At 30.8% G+C, this 12,342-nt stretch carries 12 protein-coding genes; 8 read left to right on the plus strand and 4 right to left on the minus strand.

Going from position 1 to position 12,342, the window contains the following annotated elements; all coding sequences use genetic code 11:
- Positions 1-365 precede the first annotated feature (365 nt).
- From GQ46_RS02130 to GQ46_RS02155, 6 genes are all read left to right on the plus strand, one after another.
- Positions 366-2,048, plus strand: coding sequence for a hypothetical protein (locus tag GQ46_RS02130; protein WP_044397936.1), 1,683 nt, complete (start codon positions 366-368; stop codon positions 2,046-2,048).
- 122 nt (positions 2,049-2,170) lie between these two features.
- Positions 2,171-3,391, plus strand: a complete 1,221-nt coding sequence (locus GQ46_RS02135) for a DNA cytosine methyltransferase (RefSeq protein ID WP_044397938.1) — start codon at positions 2,171-2,173, stop codon at positions 3,389-3,391.
- Positions 3,381-5,933, plus strand: coding sequence for an ATP-binding protein (locus GQ46_RS02140; RefSeq protein ID WP_044397940.1), 2,553 nt, complete (start codon positions 3,381-3,383; stop codon positions 5,931-5,933). The genes GQ46_RS02135 and GQ46_RS02140 overlap by 11 nt, the downstream gene beginning before the upstream one ends.
- Entirely contained in the window at positions 5,934-6,707 is a 774-nt protein-coding gene (locus tag GQ46_RS02145; RefSeq protein WP_044397942.1) for a hypothetical protein, read from the plus strand.
- Positions 6,708-6,713: 6 nt separating this feature from the next.
- Positions 6,714-7,424, plus strand: coding sequence for a hypothetical protein (locus GQ46_RS02150; protein WP_044397943.1), 711 nt, complete (start codon positions 6,714-6,716; stop codon positions 7,422-7,424).
- 343 nt (positions 7,425-7,767) lie between these two features.
- Positions 7,768-8,151, plus strand: a complete 384-nt coding sequence (locus GQ46_RS02155; RefSeq protein WP_044397945.1) for a DUF2237 family protein — start codon at positions 7,768-7,770, stop codon at positions 8,149-8,151.
- Here GQ46_RS02155 and GQ46_RS02160 read toward each other — a convergent pair.
- The 3 genes from GQ46_RS02160 to GQ46_RS02170 form a co-directional block, all read right to left on the minus strand.
- Positions 8,148-9,386: an NAD(P)/FAD-dependent oxidoreductase gene (locus GQ46_RS02160; RefSeq protein ID WP_044397947.1), complete on the minus strand. Its 1,239-nt coding sequence runs from the start codon at positions 9,384-9,386 to the stop codon at positions 8,148-8,150. The two genes, GQ46_RS02155 and GQ46_RS02160, sit on opposite strands and share 4 nt — an antisense overlap.
- A 116-nt stretch (positions 9,387-9,502) precedes the next feature.
- Positions 9,503-10,069: a DUF4251 domain-containing protein gene (locus tag GQ46_RS02165; protein WP_052503381.1), complete on the minus strand. Its 567-nt coding sequence runs from the start codon at positions 10,067-10,069 to the stop codon at positions 9,503-9,505.
- A 115-nt stretch (positions 10,070-10,184) separates the two neighbouring features.
- Positions 10,185-10,544, minus strand: coding sequence for a hypothetical protein (locus GQ46_RS02170; protein ID WP_044397950.1), 360 nt, complete (start codon positions 10,542-10,544; stop codon positions 10,185-10,187).
- Positions 10,545-10,987: 443 nt separating this feature from the next.
- Here GQ46_RS02170 and GQ46_RS02175 point away from each other — a divergent pair, with 443 nt between their 5' ends.
- Positions 10,988-11,320, plus strand: a complete 333-nt coding sequence (locus tag GQ46_RS02175; RefSeq protein ID WP_156133070.1) for a hypothetical protein — start codon at positions 10,988-10,990, stop codon at positions 11,318-11,320.
- Positions 11,321-11,401: 81 nt separating this feature from the next.
- Here GQ46_RS02175 and GQ46_RS02180 read toward each other — a convergent pair whose 3' ends face one another.
- Entirely contained in the window at positions 11,402-11,800 is a 399-nt protein-coding gene (locus tag GQ46_RS02180; protein WP_156133071.1) for a hypothetical protein, read from the minus strand.
- Between the two features lie 159 nt (positions 11,801-11,959).
- Between GQ46_RS02180 and GQ46_RS02185 the strand changes: the two genes are divergently transcribed.
- Positions 11,960-12,262, plus strand: a complete 303-nt coding sequence (locus GQ46_RS02185) for an HPF/RaiA family ribosome-associated protein (protein WP_044397956.1) — start codon at positions 11,960-11,962, stop codon at positions 12,260-12,262.
- The last annotated feature ends 80 nt before the right edge of the window (positions 12,263-12,342 follow it).

Consider the following 12,342-nt stretch of genomic DNA (forward strand, 5'->3'; position numbering starts at 1 on the left):
TTGGCAAACTACATTTTCTTATTTTTTTATTCTCAAATGTTTCTTCTACACTGTTAATGGAACACTTTTTATGCTAGCCTGCATCGAGCGTAGTCGAGATGACGAAGGAGGTTCATGAACTCCTCTAAAACAATAGTAACCTTGTGAATAAACCGCTTGCGGCTCACGAGCTCCTATTTATTAAATAGGAAAGGCGCGAGTAAACACTTTTTATGCTAGCCTGCATCGAGCGTAGTCGAGATGACGATAGGAGAGTAGTGGAATGTGTGTCGAATGGATTAATATTTCTATTTTTCAATTAATTACGGAATGCCACAAAATGATACTTGTAATTTTTTCTATATTTATAACTACACTCCAAATTCATGAAACCATCCGAATCATTAAAAAACATATTAATCGAGGAATCAAAAAGTCTTAAAAAGCTTTTCGATTATCCAAGTTATTTAGCTATTCATAATTTAGTTAGAAGAATGGATGTAGTAATTCCGTTTACATCCAGGAACTCTAAAAGTCAACAAGAAGATTATTCAGAATTTAGAGCTTTTTTTGACTATGGTTGGTTACCACTAATTAAACACTATTATTCAAAAATCAATTTGAAAGATAATCTTCCTTTCACACTAATGACTCAAGAATTAATTACTCTATGTGATACAAGTATTTCATACAGTGGAAAAATAGAATTTTGTAAACAATTGCTGAATTATGAAAAAGCTGATTTAATAAAAATAAATAGAGAAAATGAAAATTCTTTTTCATTTACCTTTTTACATGAAAATACTGGTATAGAACAATTTGATAATAAGAGTTTCAATTTTTACAAAAATCGTATTGTTGAAAAGGTAATAGAATTAAAGAAAAAAGAAAAACCATTTGATGAAAACCTAATTAAAGAAAAAGTAAAAAATATTGTTAGCAGTCCAGATGGTAACATGATTGTTTATCATACTACTGAGGAAATAGATGATTTTTATAATCAACAAGGCCATTTCCATATGTTAAGAACACAAGGATATGATGAGTTTGATACTAAAGACTCTTTTGGAGGTATTGAATATTGGAGATATATTGACTTGATTGAGTTATTTATGGGCACAGCTCTAATGAGGGTTGATGCGTGTTTGGAATTGAAAAAAGAGGTGAAAACAATTGATTTGCACAATACTTTATCATACACCTATTATAAAGATAAAATTGTTCAAATGTATTCAAATTACCTTGATTTAACTTCAGAGGTTATTGAACAGATAATGTCCTGTCTTTCATTAACAAAGGATAATTATGAGTATTATCTTGATTACCCTTCAGCACCTCCACCAATGTTTTTTCAAGTAGCAGATAATTTATTAATTACCTCAATAGCTGGGTGTTTAACAAATCCAATTATCTTATTAAATAAAGAATTAAAAAGAAAATATAAAAAAGATTACGATAAGGCTGTTAATAATAGAGAAAACAGATTTAGAAATGAACTATTTATGTTTTTTCAGGATAAAAGTATCATTAAGGTTTCAAGAGGTGTAAATATTTCTTTTAAAGGAATCCACACTGATATTGATGCTATAGCTTTTGATACTAAAACAAAAACATTAGGTCTTTTTCAATTAAAATGGCAGGACAGATATCAACACTCAATGAAAGAAAGGTTCAGCCGCATCAGTAATTTATTTGAAAAGGCTAACGAATGGATTGGAAAAATTAAGTATTGGGTTGAGAATAATTCTGATAAATCAATCATTAGTTCACTACAAATTAATAAACAATATAAGGCTTCAGATGGAATAAATGAAGTTTACATTTTCGTAATTTCCCGTAATCAAATGAATTTTACTGGAGTTGAATTAGATGATACAGTTGCTTGGAGTTCTTGGCACCAACTTATAGAATCACAAGCAGATATTGGATCCAATATGGATAATCCAATAAAAGAAATGTTTATAAAAATTAAAGCACTTGAGCCAAAAAACAGATTGAAAAGAGACAAATTACCTGATAAGGTAAATTTGGAAGTTGAATTACGAAATTATAAAATATATAATAAGTAAATATGTGTGGAATTGAATAAACAACTATAAAATACTGATTATCAGGTTATTAATATTTTTTAAGATACGTTATATTGTCATATATTTTTTTTAAATTTGTTAGTTAAGTACGTAACTAATAAATGAACGAAAAAAAATCAACCTACATAGATTTATTTGCTGGATGTGGCGGACTTTCTTTAGGATTATATAATTCTGGGAAATGGAAAGGATTATTTGCTATTGAAAAAAGTGAAGATGCTTTTAAAACTTTAGAACATAACTTAATAAAAAAGAAAAAACATTTTGATTGGCCAAATTGGTTAGATCAAACTTTTCATGATATAAATGATGTTTTAGAGAAACATTCTTCAAGTCTAATAAATTTAAGAGGAAAAGTCGATTTAGTTGCAGGTGGACCACCATGCCAAGGATTTTCTATGGCAGGAAGACGAGTTGAAAATGATTCTAGGAATGATTTAATTAATTCCTATATAAGATTTATAGAATTGGTAGAACCTAAAACTATATTTTTTGAAAATGTAAGAGGTTTTACAACTGGTTTTAAAAACAATAATAAAAGAGGTAGAGCGTACTCTACTTATGTTGTAGATAAACTTAAAGAACTTGGTTATGACGTTAAAGGACAATTAATTGATTTTTCAAAATATGGAATACCACAAAAAAGAACAAGGTTCATTTTGGTTGGTATTAAGAAAGAAATAGTTGAAAATAACTTAAATCTTAATAAAGAAACTTTTTTTAATAATTTAGAAGAAAACAAAAGTAAATTCTTAATAAATAAAGGTTTGGAATTGAATCCAACTCTTGAAGATGCAATTTCAGATTTATTAAGAAAGAACGGAACAAAAGAATCTGAAACACCAAAATTTCGAGAAGGTGTTTATGGGAAAATAAATTCAAAATTTCAAGAATACGTTCGCAAATACAGAAAAATGGATAGTACTGTAGATAGTCATCGATTTGCTAAACATACAGATACTGTTAAAAATAGATTTGAAATTGCCTTAAAAGAAGGTTTGAAAAGTAATGAGTATAGAGAAAGATTTAAACTAAAGAAAAGTAGTACTAAAATACTAGAAAAAAATAAACCAACACCAACTATAACTACACTCCCTGATGATTACATTCATTATTGTGAACCAAGAATAATGACTGTAAGAGAATATGCTCGTATTCAAACATTTCCTGATAATTATCAGTTTAAAGGAAAATACACAACAGGAGGAAAGAGAAGAACTCAGGAAGTTCCTAGATATTCTCAAATAGGGAATGCGATACCACCACTTTTTGGAGAACAAGCTGGAAATATTTTAAATCAAATTATTGCTAATGTCAGATAAACTAAAATTTAGAGTTAGTTCTGGTATTAAAGATATTGTAGGTAGGGATTTGATTACCGATGATTTCATTGCTGTATTTGAAATAGTCAAAAACTCATTTGATGCAAATGCTCAAAACGTATTTATAACTTTCGAAGAAAATAGAATCACAATTGCTGACGATGGGAAAGGAATGTCCTTAGATGATATTAAACTGAAGTGGTTGTATCTAGCTTTTTCTGCAAAAAAAGATGGATCGGAAGATGAAGATTATGATGTTGATAAAAAAGAAAAATCTTATAGAGATAATATTCAATTAAGAAAACATTATGCTGGATCGAAAGGAATTGGACGTTTTTCAGCAGATAGACTTGGAGACAAACTAGTCCTAACTACAAAAACTAAAAACTCTAAATCGATTGAACAAATTTCTGTCGATTGGAATCTCTTTAATGACCAATTAATTGAATTTAATACAATTGATATTGATCATAAAACTCTTTTGAATTATGAAATTAAGTTTCCAAATGATGGAGATTCTGGAGTTATATTAGAGATTATAAATATTGGAAATTGGTCTCGAGATAAGAAAATAGATTTAAAACACTCTTTAGAAAAATTAATCAACCCTTTTTCAGAAACTAGGGATTTTAATATTGAAATTATATCTAAATCAGATTTAGATGAAGATTTAAATGGCAAAAAAACATTAGATAGAGATAAAGTAAATGGTCCAATTAAAAACTCAATTCTTCAAATACTTGAACTCAAAACAACCCAAATAAGTGTTGTAATTAACTCTAAATTAATCACTACAAAAATATATGATAGAGGCTCATCCATTTATCATATAGAAGAACCTAATAATGATTATCCTTTATTAACTGAAGTTAAAATTGACTTATATTTTTTAAATCATTCAGCTAAAATCAATTTTAAAAATAAGATGGGAATACCAGTAGTAAACTTTGGTTCAGTTTTCCTTTTTAAAAATGGATTTAGGGTTCAACCTTTTGGCGAATTTGGGGATGACAGTTGGGAATTAGACCAGAGAAAACAACAAGGATACAATAGGTTTTTAGGTACTAGGGATTTATTTGGTAGAGTAGAAGTATTAACAGAAAATGCAAATCAATTTAAAGAGGTATCAAGTAGAGATGGTGGTTTAGTAGAAACTCAAGGTTATCATCAATTAATGGATGCCTTTAAAAATAAAGGACTTGTTAGATTAGAACGATATGTGGTTGGAGTACTTTGGGGTGAAGGTTTTAAGAAACGAAAATACTTTGGTGAAGATAGTGAGTCCATTAAGATCGCAGAAAATTACAGAAAAGCTCTTCTTGACAATGATAAGGTTTCTGAAAATATATCCGTAGCTACATCCAATCTTGGAAGTAAAATAGATTTTACTCAAATAATAAAGAGTTTAGCAACTAACAAGGAGATCAAAATAGTTGACTTTAATAAAGAATTTATTGATTTAGTTAATGATAGATTAGATGAAGTTCAAGAAAAATTTATTTCAGATTTAGAAAAAATTGCTGAACAAACTGAAAATTCTGAAATAAAAAATAAAATCATTGATGCTGAAAAAAAATATCAAGAATTATTAAAGGCTAAAGAACAAGCAGAACAAAAAGCAGAAGAAGAAGAAAAAAAGAGAATTGAAGCTGAAAAAAAAGCAGAAGAGGAAGAAAAAGCTAGAAAAGAAGCTGAGGCTAAACAAAAAAAAGAAGAAGAAAGGCGAAAAAAAGCTGAATTAGCTACATTAAAAAAAGAAAAGGAAAGAGCAGAAGCAGAAGTAGCAAAATTAAAAGCTGAAAAAAAGGCAAAAGAGGAGGAAGAAAAGAGAAAAAAAGCTGAAAGCGCTTATGATAGAGAGCGTAAAAAGAATTTGTTTTTTAATGCTAATGGTAAAGATGCTAATAAAGCTACATCTGGGTTAATTCATCATATTAAATTAACTTCAAGAGCATTTAATACTAGAATAAAAATACTTACTAAAGATGTTGTTAACGATAAAATTAATAAAGAAAAAACTTTAGAAATTTTACATGAAATTCAAAAGTATTCAGATAAAATTCAGAAATTAAGTGAGATTGTAACCTATTCCGACTTAAACTTTAAATATGCTAAGCATAATGGAGATATGGTTAAATTTATCACAGAATATATAGCAGAAATTAAACCGAGTTATAAAGACCTTAAATTTAAAGTAAACTCCAATAAGGTAAATTTTCAAACAGATTTCAGTATTTTAGAAATATCTATTATTTTGGATAACTTAATTTCTAATGCCTCAAAATCAGCATTTAAAAATGATAAAGTTCAAATTGACATAACAAAATCTGACAATAGACTTGTAGTAGTGTTTTCTGATAATGGAATTGGAATCTCAGATGAAATATCAGAGCATATTTTTGATATCGGTTATACAACTACTAGAGGTTCTGGAATAGGTCTTTATATGGTAAAAGACATAATGAAAAGTTTAGATGGTGATATAGAATTTATTGGAAATAACAAAGTTCTTAAAGGAGCATCATTTAAAATGATTTTTTAGATGACGAGAAACGTATTATATATTGATGACCAACCTGACAAAAGGGCTTTAGATGCGTTTCAGGAAGAATTAGAAGTTGTAGTAAATGAACATAATGCAACTAATAGTTTTAAGGTAAAAGTAAGTCCGATAATACCAAATGATTATATAGATTTTACTAAAGAACCAATTGATTTCAATACGTTTTTTAGCTTTTTGGATGAAAAATTTTTAAATAAGTCTTTGGATTTAGTAATGTGCGATTTTAACATGCATGTTGATCATAAACACATGTCTTTTCATATAATTGACCATATAAGAAAGCGAAATAAATCCTGCTCTGTCATTTTATTTTCTGGTTCTCCTTTAAAGGAATTAATTAGAATGAATAATAGTGATTTAGCTAAAAGTATTTCACAACATATTAATGAAGAAAATAAGGATGCAGAAATAATTTCTTTAACTTCAAAACTGGAGGAAATAAGAAAAAATGAAACTCCCGCAGAAGATTTATTACGGAAAGCTGTTAGTTCTGATATATCAGAAATTGTTTCTAGAAAAATTCACGAAGATAAAGCTATTGAACTGATAACAAAACCTTCATTACTATTGTCTATTGAACACGAATTACTATTACATGGTGATGTAATCTTTAATGATGGTCTTGAAGCTTTAAATGGTAAATCTTTTCATGATGTAGCTTCAGAAATTAGAAAACAGACAAAAGAAGGTAAATATTTTACTAATTTATTGTTACAATTAAGTTTGAGTAATTTAATTGAAATGAATAATTAATTACGTATGAATATTTATGGTGTACATCCAGAGGATAAAAATTTAAAATTTTTAAAGCGAACAATTAGAGAACTTTCTGAAAAATTTAATGAAAAATTTAGGTATTTAAAATTAGAAAAGAACTATCATAGTCATGAAATAATAGCGAAAAGCCTTATTGATGCCAATGAAGGTTTAGTTTTGTTTTTTTGTCATGCGTTAGATAAAAGTATTAGAGGTTGTCAAATCATGGGTTCTGCAAGAGGAACTGAACATAAAGATTTTGTTTATGGTTCCTGGATTTCTCCAACTAAAAACATTAAAGTGTTTAATGGGAAATCAGTTTTTTGTTTAGCTTGTAATTCAAATGATTTAGGTAAATATGCGTTAGAAAATGGAGCTTTGGTTTATCTTGGATTTGATGGCATTCCATTCTATTTAAAAGAAAATTTTAAAGAAGATTTAATATCGTCATTAGTAAAGGAAAATTTAGAGCAAATAGTAACTTACAATTTAAGTCTCGCAATAGAAAATAATTATACTTTTAATCAACTAGCGATACAATTACGGTTAAGTTTTGATAAACGTAGAATTACCTTAATGAAAGACAAAGCAAAAGGAAGAGCTACTAAAATCCAAATAGCAAACGTTCTTTCAGTTATAAGAAATGGAATACGCATTTATGGTGATGGTACATTAAATTTATTGGAATCCAATTCGACCTCTAAATTATTCTAACGAAGCCACTAAATTATTCTAACGAAGCCACAATTAGCTTGTACATATATTAGTACTTAATAATATTTAGTGCTTTTGTTTGTATTACATATAATCATCCACAGGATCATTATATGTAATAGTATGTCAAATAGCGCTAAAAAGCGCTATTACGCTAATTGTTATGAAATGTACTATAATTAATATTATGTAAAATAGAACTTCTGAAAACCTAACTTCTCCTTGTGAACTCCCAGTCTTTAATCAAACCACAAAACGGAATCTAAAACAGAATCTACTAACAACGGTCTTGAATTACTTTAGTATTACCCTTATCTTTGCACGCTATTAAACTTTTATCTCCATGTCAATAACACCGTCAACCCTAAAAACAAGCTTAAACGTTTTTGATGAACCACTAGAAAACTGTTCTTGTAATCCTACAACGGGTTATTTACGTGATGGCTTTTGTAATACCACTGCTGAAGATATTGGCACACATGTAGTCTGCGCCATTGTTTCTGAGGTTTTTTTAAAGTATTCCCTTTCTAAAGGCAACGATTTAATAACGCCCATACCACATTGGGATTTCCCAGGACTAAAACCTGGCGATAAATGGTGTCTTTGTGTCTCGCGCTGGAAAGAAGCCGAAAAAGCTCATGCAGCGCCTAAAGTAGATTTAAAAGCCACCCACAAAATGGCTTTAAAATACGTGCCCTTAGCACTTTTAAAACAATACGCTATCTAGGCCAAATCTGAAATTATTTGCTTCGCCACCAACTCACCACTCGTCATCGCTGCGTTTAACGAGCCGTTTAAAGTATGATCGCCAGCCAAATAAATAGTCTCGGAATATTTTATATCGGCAACAGTAGCCACGTGCTTTACCGCGTTTAACTTTGGTAATGCGCGTTTAATCTGGTAACGCTTAATACATTGCAGCGTTTTTATACCACATAGCGTCTCTAGTTCTTGTGCTACCTTTTGTATAAGCGCTTCTTCAGTCAACCCATGTGCTTTAACCACCGTAACCGATAACACCGCCCCTGTACTCCTGTTATTGTTTTGAATACTCGTCGTGAAAAACAAATTATTAATTAAAGCGCCTTCATCTGCTACCAAACCAATAATTGGTCGCTTTAAGCTGTCTTTTTCTACCGTAAAGTATAACGTATCACAAGACTTCCATGCAACCAACTGCTTTTTGTTGAGTAGTTTAGCGCTTTCCGTGGCTATTACCGTAATATCTGTTGTTAACCTGGTACCGTCTTCTAATATAATGCCCTTCTCCTCTACTGCTTTAACTGCTGTATTGAAAAGAAACCTGGTGTTTTTTAACTGGGCTTGTAACTGGTTTGGGATTGCACCAATCCCGTCTTTGGGCAGTACTGCTAAGCCTTCACCAAACATTTTGTAAATAAACGCAAACATTTTACTTGGTGTTTGTAGCTCGGTTTCTAAAAATATCCCGGAAAAAAAAGGCTTAAAAAAATCACTGATAATGGCTTCCGAAAAGCCTTTGGCTCTTAAGTATTCTAATGTTGTTGTATTGGACCCTTCATTAAAAATAGCAGCAACCGATTTCTTTTTTAAGGCTAAATTCAATTTAAAAATGGCTAATTTGTCTTTTATAGAGCCAATAGAAGACGTTATGGTGGGTAGCAATAACGATAGATTGCGTAAGGGATCTCCAATAGTATGTTGCTTCCCGTTTTTATAGATAACGGCTCCCGGTATTAACTTTTGCAAGGCTAAACCCTCGTAATCTAAATACTTCATGGCCTGCGGATAGGCTTCTAATAAGACTTGAAAGCCACGATCTAAAACATAACCGTCCACAACATCCGTTTTTACACGACCGCCAACAGTGGCACTGGCTTCAATGAGTGTTGGTTTAAATCCTGCCTTCTCTAATGCAATAGCCGTTATCAATCCGCTGATACCAGCGCCTATTATATGTATATGCTTCGAAGTACTGTCCATGTTTAGCGCTATTTTTGGCGTTTAAAACCTAAAGCTAAATTACAATTTTATCCTATAAAAATTCAGAAAGCCACACTTTAACGCCTCCAAATAAGCGCGTATAAGGCCCTTGGGGTTTATAAGGATACTTTGGTGCTGTCTAGGGCGATAACACGTCCTGTGTAAGTGATAGACGTTCTGTGAGAGCTATTAATGCTCATGGTACTCGTTAGATTACTAAATAGTTTTAGGGTGACCGCATAGTTTTCAGACGTTTTATTCTTACCATTTATAGTAAAGGTAATGAGGTAGCTACTTTTTTTTCCTTTTCCTATCGTAAGAGCTTCTGGAACACCTTCAAAGGCTATTCCCATCTCATTATTCGTGTAACGGCCTGCAATACGCTGCTCTCCATAATAAGGCAAATAGGCAAACACACTGTCTTCTTTCATTCTGAAGTAATTAGTATGGTTAGTGAGGTCAATACTGCTCGCAGAGCTGCCTGGAGGTAAAAGTCCAGAATTCTGAATCTGGCTCATAGCACCAATAACTTGCGGTTGTGCCCAGTTGTTTTCAATTTCAAAAGTCTTAAGCGCCACAAGACGTTCTAATTGTTTAGAAGTCGCCATATCTGTGGCGTTTTTTGTTGTGGAACACCCCAAACAAAAGACGGTGACTATTATTAAAATAATATTATTTTTCATTTTTATTACTGCTTTAATAAGGAATACCTTAAAATACAAAAAAGAATTAATCGCGTGACTAATTCTTTTTAAATATGCTGTTAAGTGTATGGTTCTGTTTTTGTTTTATAAATTACTAATCTACAACAGCTATGGGCTGTATTTCACTTTTAATACGTTTGTATACGGCTAGTTGCGGTCGTGTTAATATGTCTTTCATTTCTTCAGTTTCGCGTGCCTGCATTTTATATAACATATCGAGCTTGTCTTTTCCTTCGTATAATTCCTCGATTTTAGCGCGTTTGATTAAAAACTCTTCAATCTTTTTTTCAAAAATCAAAAACTGATTCGCATCCAATGCCAGCTGTGTATTGTAGTCATTGGTTATGCGTTGCGCCTCGGCATCATGAATTTCTGTATTTTTTTGCGTGTATATGTCTTGTGCAGATAATAAACTGCTAAACACGATTGCTAAACTTAGTAGTATTGTTTTCATAAAAATAGTGTTTGCTTCAATATACTAATAAAAACAGCTGCTCCCAAGGGCTTTAAATAAATTTTAGCAGTTTTTATTCAAAAATTAACAGATTTTAAGAGCCTGCTTGAAGGCTAGCCTCCCACCTTTTATATTAAATAGCTTTATGTAAAACAGCCAATACACATATCAAGGCAAAAACCGTTTTTAACTAAAAAATAATGGGTTTAAAAACGGTTTTAATATAAATTTTAAGCAATAGGTGTTAAAATTTTAATGTATTTATATTATTAAAAACGATAATGTGCATCAAATTTAAGACGTATGACTAAATTGAAGACTATTCCTACTAAATTAGTCTTAAAGTGTCTTTTTTCTCGGTTTCTCATCGACTAATTCAGTAAATTTATATAGGGCAAAACTTTTTTTTTAACAAGGTTCCCTACTCATTTAATTTAAACATTATGAAAACCCTCACCCTCCTTATAGCACTCGTTTCAGTATCTTTTTTTTCCACTTCCAATATGGAGTTAACCCCATCTGAGTTAGAAAATAATGCCACAGTCCTCCTAACTTTTGATGCTTTCGAAGGCGGTCATTATTTCTTTACCGATATTAACAATGAAGCCATGTCATTTGATGACATTATGGGAGACACTTCAATTAAAACAGCCTTAGAAAATGGAGATTATATAGGCACTAGCTTTAATGTGTCTTACATTAAAATTAATCCTCATAACTTTAATAATATCATTAAAAAGATAGAATTGTACTCTAATGCTAATATGAGACGTTAATTTTAAATAGCAACAACACCTCTGCCGCAGACTTACTCTTATAAGACCCTATTTAGTCCTTAAGAATCGTTTCTTCCTGTCCTAAATACCAGCCAATAGAGACACAATCTTTTTGTCGATACCGATACTTTTTGAGTCGCGCTTTTTCCTAAATATAATTTGTAGAATAAAGCGATGTAGCGCCGTACTGTCTTTAAACGGACGGTTGGGTTTTAAAAAGGGCTTCTCAATAGGATAAACAGAACAAAACAGTAAACGGTTATTATGGTCTTCAAAACAACTGTCTAAATTCGACTGGGAATAAGTGTCCATTTTCTTTAAAACAATGGTAATGATCCATTTGCGAATACTAATTTGCTTTAAATAGTCTTTGGGTTTTTTAGTCTTGAAAAAATCCCAGATCGATTTAATACCTGTTGCATTGCCATACGGCTTTAAACTGGGATGATTGTGAAGATCTGAAATTGGTTTAGTGTCCATTACTGGTTTAAAGCTAAGCGAATTAGTAGTTAAAAGTACGAAAAAAAAGCCTAACGATTCGTGTTGAAAGTTCCAGATAAAATTCATAATTTTAGGTTAAATTGATAAATGCTATCGCGGTTTTTATTACCTTTAAGTATAACTAAAAAACGAAAAACTATGACAGTGAATTATGAATATGATGGCGTAACAGCAAGCCCAGAATTAGAGGATTATGTAAACAAAAAACTAGAAAAATTATTTAGTAAATATGAATTTGTAATCCGTGCTGATGTTTTTTTTAAAACGGAAAACACCAATGATAGAGATGGAAAAATGAAAACCTCCATCCGTTTAAGTGCTCCAGGACCACGATTATTTGCAGAAACCGCTACGGATTCGTTTCATAAAAGTGCAACAGAAACAGTAAACTCCTTATTGAAGCAATTAGACAAACGAAAAGGGTCTATGCAGACGTATTAATTATACAAAAATTTATAGTTTAAAAGTACTAGGAAAACGACTCAAAAAGGGTCGTTTTTTTTTGTTTAAAAAAGAGAAGA

The sequence above is a fragment of the Lacinutrix sp. Hel_I_90 genome, from assembly GCF_000934685.1.
GTDB lineage: Bacteria > Bacteroidota > Bacteroidia > Flavobacteriales > Flavobacteriaceae > Lacinutrix.